At 59.0% G+C, this 14,263-nt stretch carries 14 protein-coding genes and 1 tRNA gene; 7 read left to right on the forward strand and 8 right to left on the reverse strand.

Annotated features, from left to right (window positions below):
* Positions 1 to 56: 56 nt before the first annotated feature.
* Both QWJ46_RS05755 and QWJ46_RS05760 read left to right on the forward strand, forming a co-directional pair.
* A complete protein-coding gene (locus QWJ46_RS05755) occupies positions 57 to 1,619 on the forward strand; it encodes an undecaprenyl-phosphate glucose phosphotransferase (protein WP_302749655.1) in 1,563 nt (520 codons plus the stop codon).
* Entirely contained in the window at positions 1,616 to 2,860 is a 1,245-nt protein-coding gene (locus QWJ46_RS05760) for an O-antigen ligase (RefSeq protein ID WP_302749657.1), read from the forward strand. The genes QWJ46_RS05755 and QWJ46_RS05760 overlap by 4 nt, the downstream gene beginning before the upstream one ends.
* A gap of 26 nt (positions 2,861 to 2,886) precedes the next feature.
* Here the strand turns inward: QWJ46_RS05760 and QWJ46_RS05765 are convergent, their stop codons facing one another.
* The 3 genes from QWJ46_RS05765 to QWJ46_RS05775 all read right to left on the reverse strand — a co-directional run bounded on the left by QWJ46_RS05765 (position 2,887) and on the right by QWJ46_RS05775 (position 6,086).
* Positions 2,887 to 3,720 (reverse strand): carbohydrate ABC transporter permease, encoded by an 834-nt coding sequence (locus QWJ46_RS05765; RefSeq protein ID WP_302749658.1) that lies wholly within the window; start codon positions 3,718 to 3,720, stop codon positions 2,887 to 2,889.
* On the reverse strand, positions 3,720 to 4,613 hold the full coding sequence (locus QWJ46_RS05770; protein WP_302749660.1) for a carbohydrate ABC transporter permease: 894 nt from the start codon (positions 4,611 to 4,613) through the stop codon (positions 3,720 to 3,722). The genes QWJ46_RS05765 and QWJ46_RS05770 overlap by 1 nt, the downstream gene beginning before the upstream one ends.
* 126 nt (positions 4,614 to 4,739) lie before the next feature.
* Positions 4,740 to 6,086, reverse strand: a complete 1,347-nt coding sequence (locus QWJ46_RS05775; protein WP_302749661.1) for an extracellular solute-binding protein — start codon at positions 6,084 to 6,086, stop codon at positions 4,740 to 4,742.
* A 169-nt stretch (positions 6,087 to 6,255) separates the two neighbouring features.
* Between QWJ46_RS05775 and QWJ46_RS05780 the strand changes: the two genes are divergently transcribed.
* Positions 6,256 to 6,858 carry a GNAT family N-acetyltransferase gene (locus QWJ46_RS05780; RefSeq protein WP_184453497.1) on the forward strand — a complete coding sequence of 201 codons (603 nt, stop codon included), beginning with the start codon at positions 6,256 to 6,258 and terminating at the stop codon, positions 6,856 to 6,858.
* 32 nt (positions 6,859 to 6,890) lie between these two features.
* Here the strand turns inward: QWJ46_RS05780 and QWJ46_RS05785 are convergent, their stop codons facing one another.
* Positions 6,891 to 8,648, reverse strand: coding sequence for a glycogen debranching protein (locus QWJ46_RS05785; RefSeq protein WP_302749662.1), 1,758 nt, complete (start codon positions 8,646 to 8,648; stop codon positions 6,891 to 6,893).
* Between the two features lie 359 nt (positions 8,649 to 9,007).
* Here QWJ46_RS05785 and QWJ46_RS05790 point away from each other — a divergent pair, with 359 nt between their 5' ends.
* A complete protein-coding gene (locus tag QWJ46_RS05790; RefSeq protein ID WP_302749664.1) occupies positions 9,008 to 10,189 on the forward strand; it encodes an ROK family transcriptional regulator in 1,182 nt (393 codons plus the stop codon).
* A gap of 70 nt (positions 10,190 to 10,259) precedes the next feature.
* Positions 10,260 to 10,553: a RodZ family helix-turn-helix domain-containing protein gene (locus QWJ46_RS05795; RefSeq protein ID WP_302749665.1), complete on the forward strand. Its 294-nt coding sequence runs from the start codon at positions 10,260 to 10,262 to the stop codon at positions 10,551 to 10,553.
* A gap of 55 nt (positions 10,554 to 10,608) precedes the next feature.
* Here QWJ46_RS05795 and QWJ46_RS05800 read toward each other — a convergent pair whose 3' ends face one another.
* Together QWJ46_RS05800 and QWJ46_RS05805 are read right to left on the reverse strand one after the other, a co-directional pair.
* Entirely contained in the window at positions 10,609 to 10,821 is a 213-nt protein-coding gene (locus tag QWJ46_RS05800; RefSeq protein ID WP_184453048.1) for a hypothetical protein, read from the reverse strand.
* Positions 10,822 to 11,069: 248 nt separating this feature from the next.
* Entirely contained in the window at positions 11,070 to 11,291 is a 222-nt protein-coding gene (locus tag QWJ46_RS05805) for a hypothetical protein (RefSeq protein WP_184453050.1), read from the reverse strand.
* A 534-nt stretch (positions 11,292 to 11,825) separates the two neighbouring features.
* On the opposite strand from QWJ46_RS05805, the gene QWJ46_RS05810 reads away from it, so the two are divergent.
* Positions 11,826 to 12,458 (forward strand): bifunctional 2-polyprenyl-6-hydroxyphenol methylase/3-demethylubiquinol 3-O-methyltransferase UbiG, encoded by a 633-nt coding sequence (locus QWJ46_RS05810; RefSeq protein WP_302749666.1) that lies wholly within the window; start codon positions 11,826 to 11,828, stop codon positions 12,456 to 12,458.
* 81 nt (positions 12,459 to 12,539) lie between these two features.
* Here the strand turns inward: QWJ46_RS05810 and QWJ46_RS05815 are convergent.
* Positions 12,540 to 12,616 (reverse strand) — tRNA-Pro (locus tag QWJ46_RS05815).
* 519 nt (positions 12,617 to 13,135) lie between these two features.
* Here QWJ46_RS05815 and QWJ46_RS05820 point away from each other — a divergent pair.
* Positions 13,136 to 13,516, forward strand: a complete 381-nt coding sequence (locus QWJ46_RS05820; RefSeq protein WP_064801724.1) for a hypothetical protein — start codon at positions 13,136 to 13,138, stop codon at positions 13,514 to 13,516.
* Between the two features lie 71 nt (positions 13,517 to 13,587).
* Here the strand turns inward: QWJ46_RS05820 and QWJ46_RS05825 are convergent, their stop codons facing one another.
* Complete coding sequence (locus QWJ46_RS05825) at positions 13,588 to 14,256, reverse strand: HAD family hydrolase (RefSeq protein WP_302750261.1); 669 nt, start codon at positions 14,254 to 14,256, stop codon at positions 13,588 to 13,590.
* Positions 14,257 to 14,263 lie beyond the last annotated feature (7 nt).

Consider the following 14,263-nt stretch of genomic DNA (forward strand, 5'->3'; position numbering starts at 1 on the left):
ATAATTCTTAGGGGCTTTCTGGTATTTCGCTTGCTGACAACGAGCGACAAAACCCCATGAACAAATTGGAAAAAAGCGATCAATTCGATGTGGAAGCGCTGCGCAAGCAAATTTCCGAGATCGAGGCGCACCGCAACGCAGGTCAGGCGCACTCCGCCGAACCGATCGAAATCAATCCTTATGCCCGGCAGATCGCCGAACAGTTCCGCGACGGCACTCGTTCGCCGGTCATTATTATCGGCCAATTGCGGCTCCTGGAATTCCTGGCGCTCTTTTCGATTGCCCTGATCGTCCACTACTTCTGGCCAGGTGACGGCAGCGATCCTCTGCTGGTGCGGGTCGGCATGGCGGCGATCGCTTCAGCCGCGACCGTCGTCACCCTGCAGCTCGCCGACACCTACACCATTCCCGCACTTCGGGCGAAGCTACGGCTCATGCCCCGCATTCTCGCCTCCTGGACGATCGCGCTTGTCCTGACCATCGGCCTGTTCGCGCTCATTCGCGGCACCACATGGGCGATGGTCGATGCCTATGTCCCGTGGTTCACCGTCGGCGTGCTCTTTCTCGCGGCCGAGCGTTTCCTTGTCGCCTACGGCATCCGCAACTGGGCGCGCAACGGCATCATGGAGCGGCGGGCCGTCATCGTCGGCGGCGGCGAACCGGCCAAGGAGCTGATCCGCATCCTCGAACAGCAGGCCGACAACGACATCCGCATCTGCGGCATCTTCGACGACCGCGGCGAGAAACGCTCACCGATCATGGTCGCCGGCTACCCGAAGCTCGGCACCGTGGCGGAACTCGTCGAATTCGTGCGGCTGACGCGCATCGACATGCTGATCATCGCCCTGCCGCTTTCGGCCGAAGCCCGCATCTTCGATCTCCTGAAGAAGCTCTGGGTCCTGCCGGTCGATATCCGGCTTGCGGCGCATGCCAACCGGCTGCGCTTCCGGCCACGCGCCTATTCGCATGTCGGCGCTGTGCCGATGCTCGACATTTTCAAAATGCCGATCCGCGACTGGGACTCCGTCGCCAAACGCGGCTTCGACATCTTCTTCACCCTGGTCGCGCTTGCGCTGCTCTGGCCGCTGATGGCTGCAACCGCGATCGCCATCAAGGCGACCTCGGAAGGTCCTGTCTTCTTCATGCAGAAGCGTCACGGCTTCAACAACGAAGTCATCAACGTCTTCAAGTTCCGCTCGATGTACACCAATATGGCCGACCCCTCAGGCAAGGCCGCGGTGACCAAGGGCGATCCGCGCGTCACCCGTGTCGGAAGGTTCATCCGCAAGACCTCGATCGACGAGCTGCCGCAGCTTTTCAACGTGCTGCGGGGAGACCTCTCGCTGGTCGGTCCGCGTCCGCATGCGGTTCTTGCCCAGGCGCGCGACCGCGCCTTCGCTGATGTCGTCGAAGGTTATTTCGCCCGCCATCGCGTCAAGCCTGGTGTGACCGGTTGGGCGCAGATCAACGGCTGGCGCGGCGAGGTCGACAATGACGAGAAGATCAAGTTCCGCACGGCCTACGACCTCTATTATATCGAGAACTGGTCGCTCTGGTTCGATCTCAAAATCCTGTTCCTGACTCCGGTCCGGCTGTTCAACACGGAAAATGCCTATTGAGCACGATCGAGGCGACATATTCGCGTGTCGCCCAGCCGCGGCGGACAACGCTGCGGCTGATCGGCTCGGCCTTCGTCGCCTTCGGCGTTTTCCTCTCCGGCTTCGTCATCGATGAGCCGGCGCCCTATGAACTCTGGATGGCGGGGCTGATCGGCCTCTGGTTCATCCTTGGTCTCAGGATTTCGCGCAGCGTCGCGCCGTTGCTTGCGCTGCTGCTTACTTTCAATATCGGGGGCATGCTGTCGCTGACGCAGATGAAGGACCTTGCGACGGCACCGATGTATATCGCTGTCTCGACCTTCCTGGCGCTGACCGCGGTATTCTACGGGGCGATCATCGAGGACAGCCATAAGCGGCTGCCGCTGATCTTCAACGCCTGGACCCTGGCTGCCGTCGTCACGTCGGCGCTTGGCGTGCTCGGCTATTTCCACGCCTTTCCCGGCTCGGAAGTGTTCACTCTCTATGACCGCGCCAAAGGCGCGTTCCAGGATCCAAACGTCTTCGGCCCCTTCCTGGTGCCGCCGTCGCTCCATCTCATCCACGGCATTCTGGTCGGCGACCTGAAGAAATCGCCATTGAAGGCAGCCGCCCTTCTCGTGATTGCCATCGGCATCTTCCTCTCCTTTTCCCGCGCCGCCTGGGGTCTCTTTGCGTTCGGCGTGGTGCTGCTGATTTTCATCATGCTGCTGAAGGAGCGCAGCGGCGCCTTCCGATTGCGCGTGCTGATCCTGTCACTGGCGGCGATCATCATGCTGGTCGCATCGCTGCTCGTGGCGCTGCAGATTCCGAAGGTCGCAGAGTTGTTTTCGACACGCGCCCAGCTCGTGCAGCAGTATGACGGCGAACATCTCGGCCGCTTCGAGCGCCACAGGATCGGTTTCACCATGATGATGGAGCGCCCGCTCGGCATCGGTCCGCTCGTGTTCGGCACGATGTTTCCCGAGGACGAGCATAACATCTGGCTGAAGTCGCTCACCTCCTATGGCTGGCTCGGCTTCGTCAGCTATGTCGGAATGCTGCTCTGGACGCTCATCCTGGGTTTCCGGAACTTGCTTCACGACCGGCCCTGGCAACCCTTCCTGATGATTGCCTGGATCTCCGTTCTCGGCCATGCGGCGATCGGCAATGTCATCGACATCGACCACTGGCGGCATGTCTATCTGCTCTTCGGCACGGTCTGGGGCTGCGCGGCGCTGGAAGCGCGTCACAGGCGCGGCCGAAATCTCGCCGGAGCGGCTTGAAGCCTGCCGCCAATGGCTTGGGCTGCCTATTTCGTCGTCCCGGCCGTCAAGCCAGCGATGAACCGCCGCTGGAAAATGAGATAGGTCAGGATGAGCGGGGCAATGACGATCACCGCCCCGGCGGTCAGAACCGGCGTGTTGACGGTGTAGCGCCCCTGGAAAAACAGCATGCCGAGGGGCAGCGTCCGATAGGCATCGTCATTCACCAGAATGAAGGGAATCAGAAACTCATTCCAGGTCCAGATGAACAGGAACAGCGCCAGCGTCGACATTGCCGGCACCATCAGGGGCACGACGATCTTGCGAAGGATATAGAAGCGCCCGGCGCCGTCGAGGACCGCCGCTTCGAGAATCTCTTCGGGCAATTGCTGCATCGCGCTGGCGAGGAAGATCGTCGAGAATGGGATCGACATCGCGATCTGCGGCACGATCACGGCGGCATAGGTATTGATCCACCCGAGATACCGCATTTCATAATAAAGCGGGATGATGAAAGCCTCTGCCGGCACCATCATACCGAGCGTCAGGATGGCGAACAGCATACGCCTGAGCGGGAAAGACAGAAAAGCGAAGGCGAAGCCCGTCAGCAGGCCCAGAAAGACGCTCGCGGCCACAACGGGTATGACGACAATGATCGAATTCCAGAAGTAAATGTTGAAATGCCCGGCATTCCAGGCATCAAGGTAATTTTCGAAGTGCGGATATGCCGGCAGGGCGAACGCACCCTTTAGGACGTCGGCCTTGCTCTTTATTGACGTCAGAAGCAGAAGCAGGAATGGCGTGATCGTGACGAATGCGAGAAGCCAGAGGAGAATGCGAAGAGGGAGCGTGGTAGCGGGGATATTGGACGAACGGCTCATCACGCCACCCCTTTGTTCTGCGAGCCGACAAACCGGTGAATTGCATAGTTGATGATGAATGTCAGGGCCGCGCCGACAATGGCGATGGCCGCCGCCGCGCCGAACCGATTGAGCTCGAAACCGAGCTGGTACATGTAGATGTTCGGTACGAGCGTGGCGTTGGCGGGGCCGCCGCGGGTCATTGTGAAGATCAGGTCGAAGCTCTTGATCGACGCGATGACCGTCAGCAGCAAAACCACCCTGATCTCCGGTATTAGAAGCGGCAGCGTTATCCAGAAAAACGTCTTTCGCGCCGAAGCGCCATCGACCTTCGCAGCGTCAAAGAGCGAGGGATCGATGCGCTGGATTCCCGTGAGGAAGATCACCATGCAAAAACCGAAGAAATACCAGGTGGCAACGATCCCGACCGCGGGAAGCACGAAGTTGAAATCTCCCAGCCAAGGGAGTGCGAACATGCCCAAGCCTACCGCTCTCAGAAATTGATTGAACGGACCGAATGCAGGATTGTAGAGCCATGCCCAGATGATGCCCAACACGGCAGTCGGCATGATATATGGCAGGAACAGGAATGTCCGCAGGGCGAGCTGTTCCCGTTGCTTCAGATTCCAGACGCAGGCCGCAAGACCTATGCCGAGCCCGAGCGGCAGGACGCAGTAGAATATCATCAGCTCGGCATTGTTGCGCAAGGCGATGTAAAAACGATCATCGGAAAAGAGATCGACGTAATTGCCGAGGCCAACCCACTTGGGCACGGTCAAGCCGTCCCAACTGGTCAGGCTCAACCCCAAAGCCGCGACAATCGGCCCGAAGACAAAGGCCGCGTAAAGCAGCAATCCGGGGAAGAGATAGATCCAATTGGTATGTTCGGAGCCATCAAGTGGGGAGCGCTTCATTCCGGTACTCCATGAAGCCAAAGCTATCGTCGTCGTGCAGCAAGCCTGAGATCGCGGTGCTGATTTTCTTGAGATGATGTCGACGAGACGCAGGCCGCGAACGGTCGCGGCCTGCGTCCGCGCCATTTATTTTTGACCCTTCAGGTAAGCCTGATAATCCTTGTCCATAGCGTCGACAAAGGCTTCAGGCGTGATCTTGCCGGACAGGAGAAGCGGCGTGTTATCGTCGATTGTCTTCAGCATCGTCGGGCTCGACCAATCGGGATAGTGGCCGAGAGCGTCGTTGGCGTTGAGCGTCTTCCACATCTCGATGCCGGAACTCAGCAGCGGCGTGAGCTTTGGCTTCGCATCCGCCGCAAGCGACGTTGCCGGAAGATAGCTGGCATTGGCCCAGGTTTCGGCAGCTTTTTCCGAGACCATGTAGTCGATATATTCACCGGCCAGGTCCTGCGTTTTCTGGTCTTTGGCAAGGCTTGTTATTGCCCAGGCAAGATCCACGCCTCCGACGCTCAGCGGCTTGGTAATGCCTTTCGGGGCAGGAATGGCCATGAAGCCGATATCCTGGTTGTGCTGCATATCACCGAAATACCAGGTTCCCGAGATCAGGAAGGCGCCCTGCCCCGATATGAAGAGCTGGACGGCGTCGTCACCCGAAATGCCCTCGAAACCCGGATAGAAATAGCCGCCCTGCGCCCACTTCTGCACCAGTTTTGCGGATTCGATGTTGCCCTTGGTGTTCCAGGAGCCGCCCCTGCCGTAGATCAGATCATCAAGCTCGGCGCGATTGCTTGCGTCGATATGGGCTTGATCGATGGCGCCAATCATGTGGAGGGCGAGATGCTGCTTTGCGCTGCCCATCATGAAGGGCGCAACGCCCTTTTCCTTCAGCTTGTCGAGATCGGCCAGGAGTTCCTCGAAGGTCTTCGGCAGCGCTATGCCGGCATCGTCGAGGATCTTCTTGTTGTAATAGAGGCCGACGATCTCGGCGAGGCCTGATATGCCGTAGGTCTTACCGACGCCGAACTTTGGCCCATCCCAGCGATCTCGCGCCAGCACGGAATCGGACTGGCGCTTATCCCAGCTGTATTTCTTGATGTAGTCGTCAACCGGCAGGAGCAGCCCTTCCTTGACCATTGCGCCCATATCGCCGGCGCCCTGGTTGACTTTCGTGACAACCGGGCCGTTGCCTGCCGAAACTGCGAGCTTCAGCGTCAACTTCATGTCATCGAATGTGCGGGCAGTACGTTTGATCGTAACGCCGGGATGCGCAGCCTCGAAGTCCTTGTTCAATTGCTCGATGACCGCACTCTGACCTTCATAGGTCTGGTCGTCCCATACAGCCAGATCGTCAGCGCGCGCCGCCGCCGAAAGGCTGAAGCTTACAAGCGCCGCGCCGGTCAGCGCGACAGCTGCTTTCCATTGGCTTGCCGACAGAATGTTGATCGATTTCACGCTACTTCTCCTCTGTTCCACCTTTATTCGGTTTATTCTCCACTCCCCGTTCAGGCCGGGCGCCACGCACCGGCCGAACGTTTTCTTCCCTCAGAGCTTTGCCGGGCTGGCGAATCTGAGGTAATCGTCAATGCATCAGCCTTTCTCGCGGCCTGAAATGACAAAGCGCCACGCAGGAGGTGGCAACGTGATGGACACCAATTGCTTCATCCGTCCGGCGATTGATGCGGATATCGACGCCCTTTTCGACATCTGCCTGAAAACCGCGAATGGCGGACACGATGCCAGCGCGCTTTACAGCGACCCGCATCTGCCGGGCTACATCTGGTCGGTACCCTATCTCAAATTCGCCAAAGACTTCGCCTTTGTTCTTGTTCAGGACGACCGCCCGGTCGGCTATGTCGTCGGCACGCCGGATACCAGCGCGTTCGACAGAGACTTGCAGGCGAACTGGTGGCCGTTCGTGCGCCGGGAGATCGCGGGCCTGACGCCCGCCCGTCCTCGCGACGCCGACGTGATCGAGCGAATTCACAATCCCCGCAGCGGAACGGCGTGGCTTCAAGACCAGTACCCCGCGCATCTCCACATCAATATTCTTCCCGGGCGTCAGGCAGCCGGCTGGGGACGCAGGATGATCAGCACCGAGCTTCAGGCGTTTAGGAATCATGGGGTCGGAGCCGTACATCTCGGCGTCGATCCGAACAACGAACGCGCCAGAGGCTTCTACCGCCACCTCGGCTTTTCGGAATTCGAACGGGATGGCGGCGTCGCCTTCGCAATGCGGATCGACTAGGGATTCGGCTAGAGCCGACGACGCCGTAGAGTTCATGACATCGGCTCCGCATTTGCGGCGTCCAGCCCATATTTCAGAACCACCGCCGCCGGCATGGCGCTCCAGCCCTGAAGCAGCGACCCGCGCCCGTAAGGCGGCGAGAAATATTCCACCGCGCCGATCCAGCCGTTGTCGAGGCAGGTTTCCCACCAGCGCGTCAATGCGTAGCGCGCGGCTCCAAGCCCGTGGCGAAGGCGCTCTTCGGCGTAGGCGCCGTCCCAATAAGGCCAGTCCGAGCCGTTATGGTAGCGGTAGGGGAAGGCCGTCTTGGATCGCAAATCGCTTTGCCGCTTGAATGGTGGATAGGCGCACATCACACCCCAACTGCCATAGGGCTGTTCCTGATTGTTGCGCGTTTCCAGCCTGGTTTCAAACGCTCTCAGGAGGCCGACAGCCCTCTCCTCTGAAATGGCACTAAATCGCGATAAGGTCAGACTGTCGAGAGCCAGATGATCCTCGACAAAAGAGCCTGGCATTCCGTAGTCGAGATATCCTCCCGTTGCCGGCACGAAGAGCTTGGCTTCGATTTCCCGGCGAGCAAGCATTGCGGTCTTGCGCGCATGTTCGGCAAGGCTCGGATCGTGCCCCTCGCCCAGTCTCGCCACCGCATCCATCGCGCCGACGAAGAGGCCGAGATCGTAGGAGACAAGGCCGCCACGGAAGACATTATCGGCCCAATCTCGGTCGTTGCGCGGCTTCAGCGGCAGAACGCTGTCGGGACCGGCCAGACTGACATAGCGATCCATGATCGCCCTCACTGTCGGCCAATGAAGCTGCAGCTCGGCTGCGTCTTTCGTAACGCCGAAATAGTCATCCAAAAAAAGAATGAAGAAAAGCGGACTGTCGAAGTGGTCGCTCCACCAATCCTGCGGACGGTTATGATACTCCGGAACTGCTCTTTTGTGGTTTTTGGGATTGGCCTTGCAGTCGGCGACGAAGCGCTGCCAAGCATCCGATTGCGCCGGTCCCGTCAGGATAACGCCGCTCGGGGCCTCTCCGTCCGGCTGTATTCCCCTAGCGAGCAGTCGGATCTCGTCGCGCACCGCCTCCGGAGCAAGCGTCAGCAGCGGCTGCATCGTCCAATAGCCGTCGCGGTAATAGGTCCGCGCCGGAGCGCTATAGGCCTGTCCGGCGGCAAGGCCGGCGAAGGCGCCATTTTCGTCGCGCCTTATGCTGGAAAGGGCCGCATGTATCCCCTGGCTGACCATGCTGCGCATCAGCGGGTCGGCCTCAGGCATCACATCGCAAAGCGCCACATATTCCGCGGCTTCGGTGATAATGGCTTCACTGGTGAGATCGAGCGCTCTCTCGGCTTCGTCTCTCGAGGCGCCGCCGGCAATCCGCAGATCGGAATCTCGAGCCTCCACGATAAGGGCGCCCCAGCCCATTTCGAAAATCTGCCGATCAGCGCTGCGGGACACCTTCGCTTTCGCGTCTCGCCCATCCGGCTCGTGCCACCAGGCGCAACGGCGCGCTGGATAGACGCCCTGCAGGCTCACTCCACTGATCAGCATCACCGGCAGCGACTGCGCGACAAAAACGCCGCCCTGTTTCGAGACGAGCCGGTTCGGAGCGTAGATATAGGGGCCGGTGATCGGAGAAAACCGCACACGCCCCAGGCTGCCGGCACCCCAAAGCGCAAGATCGGCATATCCGTCCGGATGAACATCCGCCTGAAGGCGTGGCGCCATTATAGGCAGCAAGACGCCGGCGTCGGCTGAAAGCTGTCCGTCGGTCGAAGGCTTTATCATAGACAGGTCCCCGACAGCCGCGTTGAGGAACCCGCAGAATGCGAAACGGAGAGACAGCCGAACCAGCCTGAGCCGATTCCTCTTCGGGCGATCTTGGCGCGTGCGCGCCGACCCAGACAATATGTACGGTGCATACTTGTCCTCGACCCTCTTTCAATCGCGCATTTGATTACGCGTTGATCCCAGCCTACAGGCGGCTCCTCTTTTGTCAAGGACGTAGACAAATTGTCAGCTTCCGTGTACTGAACTCGACTATGGAGATGAGGGTTGAGGACTAAACCCATCATTTCGCGGTGGTTGAGTATCGGACCGACCTTACATTAGGGATACACCTCGAACTAATTGGAACGAGCAGCCGGATGGCAACGACGTCGTCTATCGTACAGACTCCCATCGCCCGAAAAATCTCGACCAACGCGGTGATCCGGACCGTGTTAGCCAAGGGGAAGATCTCTCGCGCCGATATTGCCAAGCTGACCGGCTTGTCGAAACAGACGATTTCCGATGTCGTGCGCGATCTTGAGGATGATGGGTGGCTGAAACCTGTCGGGCAGACCGATGGTCGCCCCGGCCGGAATGCGATCATCTATGAAATCAACGCAAGCGCGGGCCTCGCGGTCTCCATCGATCTCGGAGGCACCAAGATCGCTGCGGCTATCTGCGATCTGTTGGGTAACGTCGTTGCGGAAACCAAAGTACCCACCGACCCACGCGGCGGACCGCATCTCGTTAGCCAGTTCAGCGACCTGATCACTCAACTCGCGCTTGCGGCGGGCACGACTGCCGACAAGCTGCGCCTCGTCGTTCTCGGCAGTCCCGGCGTCCTCGATCCGGCTACTGGACATATCAACGTCGCGCCGAACATTCCCGGCGTCGACGCAATGGATCTGCGGCAAGCGTTCAGCGACAAGATGGGCATACCGGTGATCATCGAAAATGACGTCAACCTCGCCGCGCAAGGAGAGAGATGGCGGGGACACGGCGTCGAGGTCGGCAATTTTGCTTTCGTGGCTCTTGGGACGGGCGTCGGCATGGGCATTATCGCCAATGGCGCGCTGTTGCGCGGCGCGCGCGGCGCAGCCGGCGAAATTGCCTATCTTCCACTCGGCGGCGATGCTTTTGATCCAGGCGGTTTTACGCTGGGAACCTTCGAGAGCGCGGTCGGCAGCGTCGCCATGCTGCGGCGCTATACCGGTTTCGGCGGGCGCAACGCCTCTACCGTGGCCGACCTCTTCGCTGCGTTCAATGCAGGCGAAACGAGCGCCATCGGCGCAATCGAAGAGACGGCGAGGCTGGTGGCGATCGCTATTGCCGCCATCGGAGCAACTCTCGACCCGGAACTGGTGATCACCGGCGGCAGTATCGGTGCAAGGCCGGAGCTCGTAAATGCCATCCGCGCTTTTCTGCCGCGTTGCACCCCCTACCCGCCGCGCATCGAGATCAGCCGCTTCGGCAACCGCGCCGCTCTCATGGGAGGCATGGGTATCGCCGTCGAGCGCATGCATGACGATCTGTTCGGTGTAAAATTGCAGGACGCTTGAAGATCGCAGCAGCTCGCAATCAGCCGCTGCGCCACTTGCGAAGCGCGGCAAATGCGCTAGATTTTGCACCATGATCACAGCAACGCAGATACGCGGCGCGCGCGCCATGATCGGAATGAGCATCGAAGAGCTCGCCGCCGCAAGCGGCCTGCCGGTCGAGACCGTGACGGCGTTGGAAAAGGGCGAATTTGAGGGTGAGCCGCATGCGCTGTTCGACGTGCGCAGCACGCTCGAGGCGCATGGCATTATCTTCCTTTCGAGCGGCAATCAAGATGAAGGCGGCCCCGGCATCCGGTTGCGGGCACGCACATCAATTGATGACGGCATCCGGCCGGAAAATCTCAATGCCGCCAATGACGACTGACCAGATCCGTCTGTCAGGTTTCGCGATCCCATCTCTTCATTGCGGGAACCGCGTGTCAGAGATAGGTCTTGGCAAGGTCGGCGAGTTTGCCGCCGTCTCTCACGCCCTGTCTGTAAAGCTGAATGATAACCGCACCGATCCTCTCGGCCTCCGGCGTCGTTCTGACCAGGCCGCGTTCGTTGCAGACCTTGTCGAGCACTTGCGAAAGCAGATCGAGATCTTCCGAAAAGAGCGGTAAATCATGCGGATGAATTGATGACCGTAACATCACGCCGCACTTCCCTCCGAGGGCAAACGCCTACACGCTTGCATCGCCGGCCGCCCTCCGCAACCGGCAATGAAGTTATTATGCGTGAGGGTCCGAACTTTAGCAACTGCGCAAACTCCTGCGGAACAAAATTTCCTTCCGCACGTCTGGCGCATTTTGCAGCAGGGATCCGAACCGGCTCCGGCGTGTTGCGATCTTTCAGATCCGCCGTTTGGCTTCATCCTGATCTGGCGTTACCGCAACATGCTTCAGCCGTTGCGGCGGCCGCCAGCGGCGATGAACGGCGGATCGATGAAGCCTTCCATGATCACCGTGGCGGTCAGCTCGATCACTCGTTCCTCGGCAAGTTCGGCAAGCGCGAGGGCAACGTCGCCCTCTGGCCAGCCGGCCTTGACCGCCTCGTCCGACAGAGCTTGGAAAGCATCGGCAAGGGCCTGCCTGCAAGTTAGGTTCTGGTTCATATCCGCCATGCGCTCGCACCAGGCCATCTCTGAGAGGAACAATCCTAATCTACACATATTCGCAAAAATGCGAAGCACCAAAAGGTTCTCTGAAATTTAAAACCAGACTATTCAGCGTAAATTCTGTATAACCTTAACAAAATAATCAAACATCAGTCTGTACTATTGATGGATTCTTAAAAATATCTAGAAGAACTATTTTTCAATTAATCCCGTTAAGGGAGTATTTCATTGGATGATTTACTTCAAATGGTCAAAATCGATACACTGACCATTTCTCTGCCCAATGGCATAGACCCGAAGCCCGGCCGTTTTCAGCATCTTCGCGCCACCCTGTCAATCAGCTTCGAGGTATTCCCGGCGCGAGCATGACCATCAATCGCGTCGTGGTGAAGAGGAGCTTAAAGCGGTTCGGCCGTTGGGCATCGGAGGAAGCGGCGAATGCCTACCGGCGTGATCACCTTATTACCATAACGGCACCACACTGCCGTCAAAGTCCGCCGTACCATTGCCTCGGCGCGTTCAATTTTTTCAGGAGGTAAAATGTCTATCGAACTGGACGCTACTACCTACGTTCACGCCAAGCCGACGACCGCTCATTCCTATATCCTGCCGGCCGTTGTCGACGTTCTTGAAAACAGTTTCCACGAGGCAAACGAAACGGCGGTCTTTGATCTCGGCTGCGGCACCGGCGGCGCTGCCTCGGTGCTTGTGGAGAAAGGCTACGACGTCGTCGGCGTCGATCCGTCGGAGGACGGCATTGCGAAAGCGAAAGCGGTCCATCCCGATCTTCCGCTGGAAATCGGTTCCGGCTACGACGATCTTTCCAGCCGCTACGGGACCTTCGATGCGGTGATCAGCATAGAGGTCGTGGAGCATGTTTACGACCCGAAGGCTTTCTCGGCGACCATGTACGATCTGGTGAAACCGGGGGGCATCGCGGTCGTATCGACGCCTTTTCACGGTTACTGGAAAAATCTGGCTTTGGCGGTAAGCGGAAAGATGGATGACCATTTCATGCCGCTCAAAGAGCACGGCCACATCAAATTCTGGTCCCCGGGGACGCTGAGCACGCTGCTGCTCGACACAGGTTTCGAAGACGTCGACTTCGAATATGTCGGGAGAATTCCGCTTCTGGCAAAATCGATGATTGCAATCGCGCAGAAACCGCACTGACGACCCGTTCTCTACCGAAGCCACGCACGCGCTGCATTCACCGTTAACGTGATGTTCTGACTGGGATTTCAAGGGGATAAATGGTCGGGGCGACTGGACTCGAACCAGCGACCCCTTGACCCCCAGTCAAGTGCGCTACCGGGCTGCGCTACGCCCCGACCTGCCGAAACGGCTTGATTGCTTTATGAAATCGGCCTTCATAGCGCAAGGGGAAAATGATGGTCGGGGAATAAAAATAGAACGGAAGGCGTCGAAAAGCACAGATCGGCGCAAACAGTCCCACGAAAGTCCCACGCGATGTTTCCGATGCGTTCCGAGAGCGAATTCGGTTGACCATCCTTTGAATCGCAAGGCGTGCTCAGCGTTCAATGACCAGAGTCTCGCCGTCTGCAGCAGAAGCGTTCTCATTTGCAATCTGCGCCCGGCCTTTGGCGATTGCAGCTTTCTTTTCATCAGCGATGGCTTTGACTACCGCCATCTTTGCGCTTCTGCCTCTCCCGAGATCCTGATCGCCAACAGACACTTGATGTTGGAAAGCAATCGCGAAACAGAGACTGAAGTCCGCTGTCACCACAAGCGGACATGGTTGGGTGGTTGGATTCACCGTAGGCAGACCACCATTTGCTTTTGGTCTTACCGCTCTACCTCAATCGAAAGAGACAGTGGAGGAAGTCGCAGTGCGGAAGCCGATCATATTATTTGCCTTTGCTGCGTTCGCCCTACCCGCTGATGCGATGGCGCAGTCGCCTGAGCTCGAGGATACCTGCAAATCCGTGGCAAAGAGCTTCTTCATGACCGATCAGCTCGCTATCGGCACCGTGCAATCCTTTCCCGAGTTGAAGCCGCCGGGTGTCCGCATGTCGTATTCGACGCGGCAGGGAACCGCGCCGGCCGAAATGACCGACATATTCGAATGCGAGTTCGACAAGGCCGACAAGCCGCACAACCTGGCGCGCTTCTGCGTGTCGAGCACGTGCTATTCACCGAACGCCGATGACGGTGACCGCAAGCGCCGCTTCGACGAAATGCGCATTCTCCTCAACCGCGCTGAGAAATAGGATGGCGCCGTGCTCGGCATGATGGGTGGAGATGAAGCATTTCGCGAAGGAAGCAGTGCGCCCGATAACGTTCAGATTGCGACGACCTTCAGCCGACCTTCGGCGGTCTGGCGAGGCTGCCACGCCCGATAGTTGGCAATCGAAAAATGCGGGGTTTCGAAAGGCGTGGCGTGGGTTTCGGTGATGACGGTGACGTCGGCGCCTGCGGCCTCGCCGGCAAGAATGCCGGCAACGGCATCTTCGAAGACCAGGCAGTTTGCCGGGTCGACGCCGAGGCGGCTTGCACCGAGCAGATAACCCTCGGGGCTGGGCTTGCCGGCTCCGACCTCCCGACCGCTGACCATCACCTTCGGCATCGGAATACCGGCTGCAGCCATGCGACGCCTGGCGAGTTCGATCGGCGCGGAAGTGACGATCGCCCATCTGCCGTCGGGGATGGCGTTGAGGAAGCGGACGGCATCGGGAATTTCGACGATGCCGGAGACGTCCTCCATCTCCTCGGCCAGCAGCAGATCCGCCTCGTGCACCGGATCGACACCCGGCAAGCCGAGGCCACGGATCACGTCGGAGGCACGGATGCCGTGGATCGTTTTCAGGAAAACCTCCGGCTCAAAACCATGGCGTCTTGCCCATTCGCTCCAGACGCGCTCGACGACGGCAATGGAATTCAGCAGCGTTCCGTCCATATCGAAGAGGAAGGCGTCATAGGATCTGTCGAGGACGTCGTGGTGACCGGGCACGGTTGTT

This window comes from Rhizobium sp. CBN3, from assembly GCF_030518245.1.
Lineage (GTDB): Bacteria > Pseudomonadota > Alphaproteobacteria > Rhizobiales > Rhizobiaceae > Rhizobium > Rhizobium aethiopicum_A.

Coding starts and splice junctions, on each gene's coding strand:
- QWJ46_RS05805 (WP_184453050.1), bottom strand. CDS start 11,291: ATGGCGGATATGAACCAGAACCTAACTTGCAGGCAGGCCCTTGCCGAT.
- QWJ46_RS05780 (WP_184453497.1), top strand. CDS start 6,256: ATGGACACCAATTGCTTCATCCGTCCGGCGATTGATGCGGATATCGAC.
- QWJ46_RS05765 (WP_302749658.1), bottom strand. CDS start 3,720: ATGAGCCGTTCGTCCAATATCCCCGCTACCACGCTCCCTCTTCGCATT.
- QWJ46_RS05785 (WP_302749662.1), bottom strand. CDS start 8,648: ATGATAAAGCCTTCGACCGACGGACAGCTTTCAGCCGACGCCGGCGTC.
- QWJ46_RS05795 (WP_302749665.1), top strand. CDS start 10,260: ATGATCACAGCAACGCAGATACGCGGCGCGCGCGCCATGATCGGAATG.
- QWJ46_RS05810 (WP_302749666.1), top strand. CDS start 11,826: ATGTCTATCGAACTGGACGCTACTACCTACGTTCACGCCAAGCCGACG.
- QWJ46_RS05790 (WP_302749664.1), top strand. CDS start 9,008: ATGGCAACGACGTCGTCTATCGTACAGACTCCCATCGCCCGAAAAATC.
- QWJ46_RS05770 (WP_302749660.1), bottom strand. CDS start 4,613: ATGAAGCGCTCCCCACTTGATGGCTCCGAACATACCAATTGGATCTAT.
- QWJ46_RS05755 (WP_302749655.1), top strand. CDS start 57: ATGAACAAATTGGAAAAAAGCGATCAATTCGATGTGGAAGCGCTGCGC.
- QWJ46_RS05800 (WP_184453048.1), bottom strand. CDS start 10,821: ATGTTACGGTCATCAATTCATCCGCATGATTTACCGCTCTTTTCGGAA.